Source organism: Paraglaciecola sp. MB-3u-78 (assembly GCF_002835935.1).
Lineage (GTDB): Bacteria > Pseudomonadota > Gammaproteobacteria > Enterobacterales > Alteromonadaceae > Paraglaciecola.
In genome coordinates this window covers 180,582-194,855 of sequence record NZ_PJCF01000006.1, presented here as the reverse complement: position 1 = coordinate 194,855, position 14,274 = coordinate 180,582, and the positions used below count along the sequence as shown (strand labels likewise).

The following is a 14,274-nucleotide window of genomic DNA, read 5'->3' as shown; positions in this document are numbered from 1 at the left end:
TGTAAATAAATTGTAAATAAAACAACAAAGTAGCCATGTACTCATGAATGTTGTTAGTAATGAGAAGTTGGCATAAATGGTTTGCAAAGCGGATCCATTTTTGTATTTATTCAAGATGGTTTGTTTTGTGTCATTGTTACATTAACTCAGGGAACCTTCATGTCTGAACTATTCTATCTGCCACCTATCTTGGGATTTGCGGGCTTAATTAGCGCTTTTGTTATCTATCTACTGATTAAAAAAGCACCTGTTTCTAATCTGGCTATCATCAAAATAGGTGATGCCATACATTCGGGTGCGATGGTGTTTATGCACCGCGAATATAAAATGTTGTTTCTTTTTGCCTTAGTAGTGGGTATTGCTTTGTATTTTTCTTTAGGTCAATACACCACTATGGCTTTTGTTGCCGGAGCATTATGTTCCGCCATTGCAGGTTATATGGGCATGTTTACTGCCACAAAGGCAAATGTGCGAACTACTCAAGCAGCTCATGACGAAGGCCCAGCAGCAGCTTTGACCATCGCCTTTATGGGAGGCTCCGTAATGGGGTTATGTGTCGCATCAATGGGGCTTTTGGGGTTAGGGTCGCTGTATTGGTTTTTCGGTGGTGATCCGGCCACAGCTCACGTAATCCATGGGTTTGGTATGGGGGCTTCAATTGTTGCTCTGTTTTCACGGGTAGGAGGAGGGATTTTCACTAAGAGTGCAGATGTTGGCGCTGATTTAGTCGGGAAAATAGAAGCTGGCATTCCTGAGGATGATCCACGTAATCCCGGTGTTATAGCTGATAATGTGGGTGATAATGTCGGTGATGTGGCGGGAATGGGGTCAGACATCTTTGAGTCTTATTGCGGTTCAATGATTGCCACTATTGCTATTGCTTCGACAATGGCTGTGGGTGTATTGGGAAGCCGAGAGTCGTTAATGTTCTTGCCCTTGGCTTTGGCATCAACTGGTTTGTTATGTTCAGTTGCAGGCATAGTCATGGTTAAATTGTTGTCAGCCAGTAAACCAGAGGTGGCATTGCGTGCTGGTACTATGTCATCGGCAGTTATTTTTATTGCTGCAGCTTATTTTGTGGTTACCAAGCTGGGTGTGAGTGACCATGTGTGGTGGGCGGTGGTTGCTGGCGCCGTGGGTGGCATTATTATTGGTCTAGTGACCGAATATTACACCGCATCCACACCTGTACGTAAAATAGCTAAAGCTGGGGAAACTGGAGCTGCTACTGTTATGATTACAGGGTTGGCAGTAGGTATGCAATCAGTGGTTATTCCAGTGCTAACTATTTGTGCGATTATTTTTGCTTCTACTCAACTATCCGGTTTATACGGCGTAGGCATCGCCGCAGTAGGTATGTTGGCTACAGTGGGCATTACCATGGCAATTGATGCTTATGGGCCTGTGGCTGACAATGCTGGTGGCATTGCCGAAATGGCAGGTTTGGGAGAAGAAACCCGCGCCATTACAGACTCGCTAGATGAGCTAGGCAATACCACCGCCGCTATTGGTAAGGGTTTTGCTATAGGTGCGGCAGCCCTCGCAGCCCTGGCTATCATTGCTGCGTTTATCGAAACCCTTACTGCTAAATACCCAGATTTCACATTGAATCTAGGCGATCCTATGGTCTTAATAGGCTTGTTTATTGGTGGCTTACTGCCATTTTTAATTGCCTCTATTACTATGACTGCTGTAGGTGATGCCGCATTTGAAATGATCCAAGAAATTCGACGTCAATTCAGAGAAATTGAAGGCCTAATGGAAGGCACTGCTGAGCCTGATAATGCCCGTTGTATCGATATCGCCACCCAAGCCGCATTGAAAAAAATGATTTTACCTGGTGTCATTGCCGTTGGCGTGCCTCCTTTGATCGGTTTTGGTTTAGGGGCTTATGCTCTGGGAGGCATGTTAGGTGGTGCATTGTTAGGTTGTGTTTTATTGGCTCTAATGATGGCGAACGCCGGTGGCGCTTGGGATAACGCAAAAAAATATGTTGAAAAAGGCAACTTAGGAGGGAAAGGATCAGATACGCATGCTGCTGTAGTAGTTGGGGATACAGTAGGCGACCCATTTAAAGATACATCTGGCCCTTCTATGAATATCCTCATCAATGTTATGGCCATAGTCAGTTTGGTTATAGCGCCGCTGTTGTAGGCTTAAAATACAAAAAAGCCTCATAAGAGGCTTTTTTGATAGCTGATTCAGAGCTCAGCATTAATTTATTTGTTATAGCTTAAACAGGTTTCTACTTCTTCTTTTGAGCCAATTAATACAGGTACACGTTGATGGATTTCAGTGGGCATAACCTCCATAATACGTCCTGTGCCTGTTTCAGCTAAACCACCTGCCTGCTCTACAAGGAAAGCCATGGGATTGGCTTCATATAACAAGCGTAATTTACCGGCTTTGCTCGGATCACGTTTATCGTATGGGTACATAAATATACCGCCACGGGATAATACTCTGTGGATGTCACCTACCATTGCAGCAACCCAGCGCATGTTGTAATCCTTTTCCCTAGGGCCTTCTGTACCAGCCAATAAATCACTAATGTATGTCTGAATTGGGGCTTCCCAATGACGTTGATTAGATGTATTAATTGAGAACTCAGACGTTTGCTCAGGCACTTTGACATTAGGTGTCGTTAACAAGAAACCGCCATGAGTTTTATCTAGGGTATAAAGATGTGTACCACGGCCTGTAGTCAAAGCAAGCATTGCGGAGGGGCCATATAACACATAACCGGCGGCAACAATTTGTGTTCCGGGCTGTAAGAATGCCGATGGATCATCTGGCTTCATCCATTGTGGCGCGTGAGTAATTGAAAATATTGTTCCAATTAAGCTATTGATGTCTGTGTTAGATGAACCATCTAGTGGATCAAAACTGACTAAATATTTGCCTTCCGGATTACAAGGCACCACTTCGTCTTCTTCCTCAGAAGAAATCGCCTTCACATAACCTGATTCACTCAGAATGTCTTTTAGGATTTGGTTAGAAATTACGTCTAGCTTCTTCTGTCTTTCGCCTTGAACATTGTCACTTAATGTTGAACCTAATACCCCGGCTAGGGCACCTTGACTGACCCTAAAAGCAATTTCCTTGCAGCCTGCTAATAATGTTCTTAATAGCAGGATGAGCTCCATAGGTGCACCATCTTCTTGAAGTTGCGAGTTAAGTCTTTTCATTATGCGTAAATACCTTTTAGTTGTAGGGCCTTGAATTAGTATGTGTGCGCAGTACGTTTTTTTTATTATAGGTACTGTAAGGTAATTATACCTTCAAAAAACCAGAAACTCAGTAACCGAAACGTATTCTTTATAACCGAATCATAATGGGGCTGCTGCCATAGCCGTCAAAACGACGTATTTTTTTACATTCTTGATTGGGTTAGGGATCTTTGTTCTGGTAATCTACCGTCATTAGACATTTTGAACGGCAATCTATGCATCTACATATTTTAGGTATCTGCGGCACTTTTATGGGTGGCATCGCCGCTATCGCTAAAGAGCTAGGGCACAAAGTCACAGGTTCTGACAGTAACGTATACCCGCCCATGAGCACACAATTAGAGTCTCTAGGAATCGAGTTGTTTGAAGGTTACGATGCCAAACAATTTGAAAATGAGCCCGATATAGTTGTCATAGGCAATGCGTTGTCCCGTGGTAATGAAGCGGTAGAGTATGTTTTGGACAGAAACCTACCTTATACTAGTGGTCCACAATGGTTACTTGAAAACGTACTCAAAGATCGTTGGGTATTAGCTGTATCTGGTACCCATGGCAAAACCAGTACCTCCAGCATGTTAGCTTGGATATTAGAGTATGCAGGTCTAAAACCGGGTTTTTTGATTGGTGGGATCCCGCAAAATTTTGATGTTTCTGCGCGTTTAGGTGAAAGTCCATTTTTTGTGATTGAGGCAGATGAATACGACAGTGCTTTTTTTGATAAACGTTCTAAGTTTTTACACTATCGACCTCGCACTTTGGTGATGAACAATCTTGAATTCGACCATGCTGATATTTTTTCTGACTTAAGTGATATCCAAAGACAGTTTAATCATCTGCTTCGAACGGTTCCTAATAACGGTTTAGTGTTATTGCCTAAGTCAGACAACAACCTTCGAAAAGTGTTAGACATGGGATGTTGGACTCCAGTACAGTTTACGGGCGGCGATTGGCAGGTACAAAACAGTAACCCAGAGTGCAGTGAGTTTGAAATCATGTTTAAAGGTCAAGCCCAAGGTAAAGTGCAGTGGGACTTAATGGGTGAACATAACGTTAATAATGCGTTGATGGCGATAGCCGCTGCAAAACATAGCGGAGTTAAAAGCGACTTGGCGGTTGCAGCGCTAGCGCAGTTTGTTAATGTAAAACGTCGCATGGAAGTTAAAGCCAAAGTTAATGACATTACCTTATATGATGATTTTGCTCATCATCCTACTGCTATTGCCTTCACTATTGATGGACTTAGAGCAAAGGTTGGCGATGGTCGCATTTTGGCAGTACTCGAGCCTCGTTCTAACACCATGAAAATGGGGGTACACAAAGATACACTTGCCGCTTCATGGTCTAGTGCCGATCAGGTATTTATTTTTGAACCGTCAAACTTAACTTGGTCGATGGATGATCTACTGGCCCAGAGCAGCGTAACAGCCATGTTATATAAAGATATGCAGATGTTAGTGAAATCCATTATTTCCTATGCTAAACCGGGTGACCATATTCTAGTGATGAGTAATGGTAGTTTTGGTGGCATTCATGAATTATTGACAGAACAATTAGCAAAAATCGATTTAAATAAGACTTAAATAAAGAGTTATTCAAATGAAATTAAATAAACTGATTATTGGTGTGGTTGTGGCTGCAATGAGTTTTCAAGCGTTAAGCTGGGGGCAAATTGGCCATCGGGTTACAGGGGCTATTGCAGAGCAATATCTAACACTTGAAGCACAGCGTGCCATTAATCAATTGTTGATCAATGAAGATTTAGCTAAGGCCTCGACTTATGCCGACGAGATGAAGTCAAATCCTAGTGAGTTTTGGAAAAAAACCGCTAACCCTTGGCATTATGTGAATGTGTTTGACGGTAAGACATATTCAGACGTAGCGCCGCCGCCTGAAGGCAATGCTGCGACAGCTTTAGATATGTTCTCCAAACAATTAAAAAGTAAACAATCAAGCTTTGCAGAGAAACAGCTCGCACTGCGATTTATTGTGCATATTATTGGTGATTTACATCAACCCTTTCACGCCGGAAATGGCATAGACAGGGGCGGTAACGACGTAAAGCTAACGTTTTTTTGGGAAGATTCTAATTTACACCGAGTCTGGGATTCAGGCTTGATTGACAGGCAGAAATTGTCATACACAGAATGGACTAAAATCTTAAGTCGCAAAATTTCTGAGCAACAGGCGCAACAATGGATGGAAGTTGATCCCAAGGTATGGATAGCTGAAAGTGCAAAGCTACGAGCTAATTTATATCCTGACAATGATAAGTTGTCATGGGATTATCAATATCAAAATCTGCCTATAGTGAAACAGCGTTTACAAATGGGTGGTGTACGGATTGCCGCTTATCTAAATGCCTTGTTTGAATAACTGAGCGCATAAAGAATTTGTCTGAAATCACGCCAATATCATTACCGAAAATACTCGCTGGGCCTATAGTTCGGCGAGCGAATGCAAGGCAAGTTTGCTTTTGGTTGATAACCAATAAAGCCTATAAATTTTCTGTTAAGTTATTCAGTCAGCAACAACAGACAACTTGGTTTGATGCTCAGCTAGATGCTCAACAACTCTCTCAGTTGCAAGTAGGGACTCATGCTTTTGTCAATTTGCTCACCCTAGAGCCGAATGCTGAAATTTTATGTGGAAGTCGGGTAAATTATGACATCACTCTGATGGATACCGATGGGTCTGAAACTCACCTGCTTGAGTTACTGCCCACTTTGCTTTATTCAGGTCAATCTTATCCCAGCTTTGTGATCCGCAAGCAAATTGCACAAATGTTACATGGCTCTTGCCGTAAACCTCATCATGATAGTGACGATGGCTTGGTAATAGTGGATCAACAAATTGAGTTAGCATTGGCAGGGCAAATAGAGACGCCTGACTTATTAATGATGTCAGGCGATCAAGTTTATACCGATGATGTAGCAGGCCCTACACTGGTAGCGATTAAACAGACTATTGACAGCTTATGTTTGTTTCATGAAGAACTTGAAGGGGCGACAATTGGCAACAGCGATGAGTTATTTGAAAATCCTCACTGCTTTTATCAACGGCCAGAGCTGCTTCCAGATGATCCAAGTACAGCCAAAACTTACAGTCAATTTTTTGCGGGTAAACGCAAACCTATTTTCACTTCGGCCAATGCTAGTAACCACCTAATATCCTTCGCTGAAGTTATGGCAATGTATATTCTCACTTGGTCACCTGAAATGTGGCAACTGGTGCATATCAGTGATGAAACAATCCCCGAACCTTTCAAACAAAAATTTGCAGAAGAACAGGTCATCATTGAACACTTCGTTGCTGGTTTAGAGAAAGTTAGAAGAGCCTTAGCCCATGTGCGGGTGTATATGATTTTTGATGACCACGATATTACCGATGATTGGAATTTAACTCGAGGCTGGGAAGAGGCTGTATACGGCAATTTGTTTGCAAAACGTATAGTGGGTAATGCATTGTTGGGATATTGGTTGTGTCAAGGCTGGGGCAATGACCCCACCAAGTTACAACCTTTGTTTGATTCTTGTAGTGGATTTTTCACTGAAAATGGCATTCAGCAACATGACGAACTCGTGCAAAAAATACTCGATTGGCAACATTGGCATTATTGTTTAGAAACGTCACCCAAGCTGGTGGTATTAGATACACGCACCCAACGTTGGCGTTCAGAGTCAAGTTTAAGTAAACCTTCAGGTCTGATGGACTGGGAAGCGCTATGCGAATTGCAACAGGATCTAATCGGACAAGAGGCAGTCATCATGGTTTCTGCAGCACCTATTTTTGGTGTAAAACTGATTGAAATCATACAACGTATTTTTACGTTTTTTGGTAAAGCATTGACTGTTGATGCAGAAAACTGGATGGCCCATAAAGGCACGGCTAGTGTGATGTTAAATATTTTTCGCAATCGCAAAACTCCACCCAATTTTGTGATCCTCTCCGGTGATGTACACTATTCATTTGTGTATGACATTACCCTAAGATTCAGGCATAACAGCCCAAATATTACTCAAATCACTAGTAGCGGTATCAAAAACGAATTTCCCGATAAGTTGCTAAAGTGGTTCGATAAGCTTAACCGCATTTTGTACAGCAAATATTCGCCATTAAACTGGTTCACCCAAAGGCGAAACATGCTGGTTAGACACCGCAAGCCGAATAATCACAAATTAACCACGCTATCAAATGGAGCTGGCATAGGGTTACTTAAAATAGATCCGGCTTGTAATAAAGTTGAGGCACAGCAATTGTGTGCCTCCGGTGAGGTCGTCACTTTTACTAAAAAGGACTAAGTGTTTAGGCGTTATTGTTGATGATAGGGTTTACTCAATTTATGCACCGCATCAATAAATACTTTGGCATTGTCAGGTGGCACATCTAAATGAATACCATGGCCTAGATTAAATACATGGCCATTGCCCTTACCAAAACCTTCGAGGATTAATTGCACTTCTTGCTCAATTCGTGCTGAAGGGGCATACAACATTGAGGGATCCATATTACCTTGTAATGCAACTTTGTCGCCGATTCGTGCTTTTGCATCAGCCATATCCACTGTCCAATCCAAACCTACTGCGTCACATCCTGTTGCAGCGATAGATTCCAACCACAGACCTGCATTTTTAGTGAACAAAGTCACTGGCACTTTACGCCCATCATTTTCCCGTGTGAGACTATCGACAATTTTATGCATATATTGCAAAGAAAACTCTTGGTAATCACGACCTGACAATACGCCGCCCCAAGTGTCGAACACCATCACTGATTGAGCCCCAGCGGCAATTTGCGCGTTAAGATACAAAATAACTGAGTCGGCTAACTTATCGAGTAATAGGTGCAAAGCTTGTGGATCACTGAAGGCCATTTTTTTGATTTTGGTGAAAGCCTTACTTGAGCCGCCTTCGATCATATAAGTAGCGAGTGTCCAGGGACTACCAGAAAAGCCAATTAAAGGCACTGATCCATTTAAATTTTTGCGTATGGTGCGCACGGCATTCATTACGTAACCCAGTTCTACTTCAGGATCCAGTACTGGTAATTTTTTAATATCAGCCATGCAAGTTAATGGCCGTTCAAACTTCGGGCCTTCCCCGGTTTCAAAATATAAGCCTAATCCCATTGCATCAGGGATAGTCAAAATGTCAGAAAATATGATGGCAGCGTCTAGATCGAATCTACGTAATGGCTGGAGTGTGACCTCGCAGGCTAATTCAGCATTTTTGCAGAGTGACATAAAGTCGCCCGCTTTTGCTCTCGTGGCTTTGTATTCAGGTAAATATCGACCTGCTTGGCGCATCATCCATACTGGTGTAGTGTCGACTGGTTGACGTAACAATGCTCTTAAATATCGGTCGTTTTGCAATGGCTGCATTGATTTCCTCAAATTAAAATTAACTGGCCCTGCTTAGGCTAAGGGCTTAAAAAGGTCTGTATTGTAGCGATTTTATCCACTGAAAAAAGGGTAAATTGCACTATATCTAGTAAAAACTTGCGCTATATTCAGCAAAAACTTGCACTTTAAGAGTTTTCTCTGCTATAACAGAGTTGCGAAAGCAACCAAAAATCAAGAATCTCGTTGACGAGACCAATACGCTAAAATATTCAAACCCCACAGATGTGGGGTTTTTTATGCTCAAATTTTAATTAAGAATAGGTGGGAATTGTGAGGTTTTTCTGCTGTTTTATTTCTTCGATAGTATGCTGGATCAGTTGCCCCGCAATGGATAACTTGGGTGGGATGTTGGGTAATTTATCTGGTTCAAACCAATATGCTTCGAGTATTTCTTTGCCATCTACTTTTATATCGCCTGAGTCGAAGTCAGCCAGAAACCCCACCATTAATGAGTGAGGGAAAGGCCAAGGTTGGCTCGAAAAGTAGCGCAGGTTTTTAACTTGTATGCCTACTTCTTCAAATACTTCTCTGTGCACTGCTTGTTCAAGTCTTTCACCACTTTCTACGAAACCGGCCAAAGTCGAAAACATTTGCCTAGATCGTTGAGGTTTACCTTGTGCTAACAATATTTTATCGTTATGACGGATAGACACGATAATACAAGGTGAAATTCGCGGGTAACAACGGTGCTGACACCGTGAACACTGCATCGCCATTTCCCAATCAATTTGTTGCATAGAGCTACCACATTGACCACAAAACCTATGAGTGCGCATAAACAGAGCAATCTGCCATGCTCTAGAGGCAATGCCAAAAAAGCTAGTTTGGTTTTGCATGAGTAAGGCACGCATACTGACAAGTGAAAGGTGTTCGTGTTCAATATGTTCATTGCCCATATCGATTAAGTAGCAAGGTAAGTCGCCATGACTGCCTATTCGAACGATTTGCTCTTGATAGGCATGGGCAAAACCCAGCGTTGCCCATGTGTCTATCATTAATCCTGAATGTTCAGTGGATTGAAAAACTTTTTCACCGCTGAAAATTAACCAAATAGCTTTTGTTTCAGCTGTTACCGATATATTTTGTTGGATCATATAGTTACCAGAAATCAAATTTTCTAATTTAAGTTAACACAGTAAAACCCAGTATCGAAATATACTTTTATGAGAGTATCGCATCATTAAAATTAACGTATGTAGTCGCGAAGAACTAATAATAAATGCTTAAAATACGCAACCTACAAAAATTAGTGTTATTATTAAATGCTTTTTTTTGAGGGAAGAAATGTGACTGATACTTGCCAACATTCTATTGCTGCTCAAGTGTATAAAGCTAGGCAGTTTTGTGAAGACAAAGGGGCTAGATTTACTCTACTGAGAGAAAAGATTTATGCTTTATTGCTCGAACAACAAGGTGCTGTAGGTGCCTATGAACTGTTGGATACTCTAAAAATAACTGAGTCTAACGCAAAGCCAGCTACGGTCTACAGAACATTAGATTTTCTCTTAGAGTTTGGTCTCATTCATAAAATAGAATCCACAAATGCCTTTGTAGCCTGTCATCATTTTGATTGTAATCACCCAGTTCAGTTTTTGATTTGTGATACTTGTGGTGATGTACAAGAAATCCAATCTGAAGGAGTAAAAGATACCTTAGATAAACAAGCCCAAACTGTTGGATTTAGCATAATAAATCAGACAATTGAAGCTCATGGTATCTGCGCTGCTTGCCAATAAATCCAATCTAATAAGGAACAACTAATCCAATGAACGCAGAGTTTATTAACCCCTTTATCGCTGCTTTACTCAATGTATTGACAACCATGGCACAAATTGAGTTATTGCCTGGTAAACCTAAAAAGAAAAGTGATAATCAAGCGAGGGGGCAGGTTTCTGGCTTGATTGGCATGGTGGGTGACAATATTCAGGGTTCTATGTCTATTTCCTTTGATGAGGGGCTAGCGTTAGAAATCATGCACAAAATGTTAGGTGAAAAACCTGATAGCATCGATTCTGATGTGCAAGATATGGTGGGAGAAATCACCAATATGATATGCGGTGGAGCCAAAAACGAACTGGATCAAAAAGGTTATGATTTTGGTATGGCTACGCCTATGATTGTTTCTGGGATAAATCATACGATAAACCATCAAGTCAATGGGAAAAAAATGGTGATGCCATTTTCTCATACATCAGGCAACCTCTACCTAGAAATGTGCTTTAACAAATAAGAAGCATAAAAAATACATGTGGACTCAACAATCTATCGTTTTATCCCCCAAAAGCAGGGGATATCATCTGATCACTGACGAAGTGGTTAATCAACTTGAAGGCTTGAGACAAGTCAAAACAGGCTTACTACACCTGTTTATTCGACATACTAGCGCCAGTTTAACCATTAATGAAAACGCTGACCCTACCGTACGCCAAGATTTAGAAACCCATATCAATAAAATAGTGCCAGAGAATATGGCTTATTACTTGCACAACTATGAGGGTGCAGATGATATGCCTGCCCATATTAAAGCCAGTTTACTTGGCAACAACCTTACCATCCCTATCATAGAAGGCACTTTAGGTTTAGGTATGTGGCAAGGCATAGTATTGGGTGAACACCGAGTTAGAGCAGGAAATCGTCACTTAATTGTGACTATTTGTGGGAAATAGGTTTCTAAATATAATAATTAGGTATCTAAACACAATTATAGGTATCTAAACACAATAAAATAGTTGATTTAAAGATATGCATATATATATTATCAAACGAATTTCTATGCCAACAATTTAAAATGAAAATAAGGGATTAATTAAATGAAAAGATTATTGCTTTTAAGTGCTGTAGCAGCCGCTTTGAGTGCAAATGTTCAAGCTCAGACTAAAGAAAATGAAAAGTGGGTTGCTGGATTTGTTGAGTATTATGCAACTGATCAATCTGAAACTGGCCTCCCAGATTTCTTGGATAATGGTGTTGGATTTGGCGCTGAAATGGGATTTAAGTTTACTCCTGGGTGGGCTGCCCGATTGGAATTATCTCACTTAAATATTGACGCATCCCCATCAGACAAGTCAGGAAATCGCTTAGGTGCAGACGTATTATATTTTTTGTCTGATGACATGCTTTATGCTTTTGGCGGTTTAAAATTTACCAAAATCACTGATCGTGATCTTATGGCCAATATCGGTTTGGGCAAACACTGGGATGTAGGTAACAGCATGAAAATTGTTACTGAGGTGGCTGCCTACCAAAATTTAGATAGCGGTGAGAGTGGAACTCACTTGGGATTTAAATTGGGTTTAGCATACGCTTTCGGTGGTTCAATAGCTATGTCAATGCCAAAAGATGGTGATAATGATGGTGTGGTCGATAGCCAAGACCAATGTTTAGATACACCAGCGGGTACAGCAGTAGATTCTATGGGTTGTACTTTGGATTTGGATGGCGATGGCGTGATTAACCGTTTAGATAACTGTCCGGACACACCTGCAGGAACTGAGGTCGACAGTTACGGCTGTAAAAACGATCTTGACGGTGATGGTATACTAAATACAATTGATATGTGTCCAGATACCCCAGTCGGAACAAAAGTCGGTGCCAAAGGCTGTAGCTTATTATTAGATACTGACCAAGACGGTATACTAGACGATGTAGATAATTGTGCTGACACACCTATGACAGATAAAGTCGATGCAAATGGTTGTAGTGTATTTGTTGAGGAAGAGGTATCAACTAATCTAAATGTGTCGTTTGGCAACAATAGTTCGATTATTGATAACGCAAATAATGCCCAGTTCCAAGCATTTGCAGATTTCATGGAGCGATTCCCAGGTACAGATGCTGTTATTGAAGGTCATGCTTCTGCACCAGGTGATGCTGATTACAATATGATGATATCTCAAAAGCGAGCAAATGCTGTTAGAACACTTCTAATCAATAAATATGGTATTGATGGTGCACGTTTAACCGCTAAAGGGTTTGGGGAAACTCAGTTGTTGGATACATCTAACACTGTTGCGGCTAATAAGGTTAATCGTCGAATTACTGCAAATGTATCGGCAAGAAATAGAGTGAAAGTCGAAAGATAAACTATTGACTACAAAAAAAGAGATGCTAGTTGCATCTCTTTTTTTTTGTTCAGAAATTAGTGGTATTAGTACTTGTCTTCTACAGCTGGCCCAGAATAATTATCGAAGCGTGAAAACTGGCCTTGGAATGTCAGCCGTGATGTACCTATGGGACCGTTACGCTGTTTACCTATAATAATTTCAGCGACACCTTGATCAGTACTTTGCTCGTTATAAACCTCGTCTCGATAAATAAACATGATTAAATCAGCATCTTGCTCAATTGACCCTGATTCTCGCAGGTCCGAGTTGATTGGGCGTTTATCGCTGCGTTGCTCAAGGCTTCGGTTTAACTGGGATAACGCCACCACTGGGACTTCTAATTCTTTTGCTAAAGATTTAAGGGAACGTGAAATTTCGGCAATTTCTAAGGTTCGATTATCACTTAATCCTGGTACCTGCATTAATTGTAAATAATCAATCATGATCAGGCTGATCCCCCCTTTCTCACGGGCCAATTTTCTTGAACGGGTGCGCACATCCATAGGGGTCAAACCGGAAGAATCATCAATAAACAAATTATCTTTGTCCTTTAGCATGGCCATAGTATTAGACATCCTGGCCCAATCCTCATCGTCAAGCTGCGCAGTACGAATTTTGGTTTGATCGACTCGGCTAAGGGATGCCAACATCCTCATCATAATTTGTTCAGAGGGCATTTCTAAGCTGAATACCAATACCGGTTTTTCTTCCAATAACATCGCATTTTCGCACAGGTTCATAGCGAAGGTGGTTTTACCCATTGAGGGTCTAGCTGCAACAATAATTAAATCTGAAGGTTGCAGGCCACTGGTTTTTTTATCTAGGTCAGTGTAACCAGTAGATACTCCTGTGACTTCTTTATTACTCTTAACTAATACTTCAAGACGATCGATGGTTTTGGTTAACACAGCCTCAACATTTTTTGGGCCTTCGTCTTTGCCGGTGCGTTTTTCGGCAATTTCGAATACCTTACTCTCGGCCATATCGAGAATTTCACCACTATTGCGACCTTCAGGATTATATCCGGTATCAGCAATGACATGGGCGACACCAATGAGCTCACGGATCACCGCGCGTTCTTTTATGATTTGTGCATATGCGGATACATTGGCTGAGCTTGGTGTATTTTTGGCTAACTCACCTAAATAAGCAAAACCACCTGCGGACTCTAACTCATCCATACCTTCTAAATCTTCAGAAACGGTAATTAAATCAATAGGGTGGCTTTTAGTCAGGAGGCGGACAATAGCGCGGAAAATGATTTGATGTGAACGGTTGTAAAAGTCTGTCTCTACCACAATTTCAGCCACTTTATCCCACGAATCAGGGGCAATTAACATACTGCCCAATACCGATTGCTCAGCTTCGATAGAGTGAGGCGGAATTTTCAGTTTTTCGACTTTTAGGTCTGCATTTTTTTGTGGAACAGCTTTAACTGGCATTGATTTTATCAGATCAAATAAGATAAATCAGTATGCGCCAAATCGCCCTAATAAGTAAACCTTGAGTGGCATTTGCTTTTACAATATTTACTTATTTAGAG

12 protein-coding genes are annotated in these 14,274 nt (G+C 41.3%); 8 read left to right on the top strand and 4 right to left on the bottom strand.

The window, feature by feature from the left end; translation table 11 throughout:
- The first annotated feature begins 159 nt into the window (after positions 1-159).
- Positions 160-2,154, top strand: a complete 1,995-nt coding sequence (locus tag CXF95_RS15055) for a sodium-translocating pyrophosphatase (protein ID WP_101199471.1) — start codon at positions 160-162, stop codon at positions 2,152-2,154.
- Between the two features lie 65 nt (positions 2,155-2,219).
- On the opposite strand, the gene CXF95_RS15050 is transcribed toward CXF95_RS15055, so the two are convergent.
- Positions 2,220-3,188 (bottom strand): class 1 fructose-bisphosphatase, encoded by a 969-nt coding sequence (locus tag CXF95_RS15050; RefSeq protein WP_101199470.1) that lies wholly within the window; start codon positions 3,186-3,188, stop codon positions 2,220-2,222.
- Between the two features lie 257 nt (positions 3,189-3,445).
- Between CXF95_RS15050 and mpl the strand changes: the two genes are divergently transcribed.
- The 3 genes from mpl to CXF95_RS15035 are packed head-to-tail and all read left to right on the top strand — an operon-like array spanning position 3,446 to position 7,528.
- Entirely contained in the window at positions 3,446-4,810 is a 1,365-nt protein-coding gene (gene mpl, locus CXF95_RS15045) for a UDP-N-acetylmuramate:L-alanyl-gamma-D-glutamyl-meso-diaminopimelate ligase (protein ID WP_101199469.1), read from the top strand.
- 16 nt (positions 4,811-4,826) lie between these two features.
- The gene (locus CXF95_RS15040) at positions 4,827-5,603 is read left to right on the top strand and encodes a S1/P1 nuclease (protein WP_101199468.1); all 777 of its coding nucleotides are present in this window, start codon (positions 4,827-4,829) and stop codon (positions 5,601-5,603) included.
- Positions 5,604-5,620: 17 nt separating this feature from the next.
- Positions 5,621-7,528 carry an alkaline phosphatase family protein gene (locus tag CXF95_RS15035; RefSeq protein WP_369809315.1) on the top strand — a complete coding sequence of 636 codons (1,908 nt, stop codon included), beginning with the start codon at positions 5,621-5,623 and terminating at the stop codon, positions 7,526-7,528.
- 11 nt (positions 7,529-7,539) lie between these two features.
- Here CXF95_RS15035 and hemE read toward each other — a convergent pair whose 3' ends face one another.
- On the bottom strand, positions 7,540-8,607 hold the full coding sequence (hemE, locus tag CXF95_RS15030) for a uroporphyrinogen decarboxylase (RefSeq protein WP_101199466.1): 1,068 nt from the start codon (positions 8,605-8,607) through the stop codon (positions 7,540-7,542).
- Between the two features lie 272 nt (positions 8,608-8,879).
- On the bottom strand, positions 8,880-9,722 hold the full coding sequence (nudC, locus tag CXF95_RS15025; RefSeq protein ID WP_101199465.1) for an NAD(+) diphosphatase: 843 nt from the start codon (positions 9,720-9,722) through the stop codon (positions 8,880-8,882).
- 192 nt (positions 9,723-9,914) lie between these two features.
- Between nudC and CXF95_RS15020 the strand changes: the two genes are divergently transcribed.
- The 4 genes from CXF95_RS15020 (at position 9,915) to CXF95_RS15005 (ending at position 12,710) form a co-directional block, all read left to right on the top strand.
- The gene (locus CXF95_RS15020) at positions 9,915-10,364 is read left to right on the top strand and encodes a transcriptional repressor (RefSeq protein WP_101199464.1); all 450 of its coding nucleotides are present in this window, start codon (positions 9,915-9,917) and stop codon (positions 10,362-10,364) included.
- A gap of 29 nt (positions 10,365-10,393) precedes the next feature.
- Positions 10,394-10,858, top strand: a complete 465-nt coding sequence (locus CXF95_RS15015; RefSeq protein WP_101199463.1) for a chemotaxis protein CheX — start codon at positions 10,394-10,396, stop codon at positions 10,856-10,858.
- A 16-nt stretch (positions 10,859-10,874) separates the two neighbouring features.
- Positions 10,875-11,294 (top strand): secondary thiamine-phosphate synthase enzyme YjbQ, encoded by a 420-nt coding sequence (locus CXF95_RS15010; protein ID WP_101199462.1) that lies wholly within the window; start codon positions 10,875-10,877, stop codon positions 11,292-11,294.
- A 144-nt stretch (positions 11,295-11,438) separates the two neighbouring features.
- The gene (locus CXF95_RS15005) at positions 11,439-12,710 is read left to right on the top strand and encodes an OmpA family protein (RefSeq protein WP_101199461.1); all 1,272 of its coding nucleotides are present in this window, start codon (positions 11,439-11,441) and stop codon (positions 12,708-12,710) included.
- Positions 12,711-12,775: 65 nt separating this feature from the next.
- Here the strand turns inward: CXF95_RS15005 and dnaB are convergent, their stop codons facing one another.
- Complete coding sequence (dnaB, locus tag CXF95_RS15000; RefSeq protein WP_101199460.1) at positions 12,776-14,173, bottom strand: replicative DNA helicase; 1,398 nt, start codon at positions 14,171-14,173, stop codon at positions 12,776-12,778.
- Between the last annotated feature and the right edge of the window lie 101 nt (positions 14,174-14,274).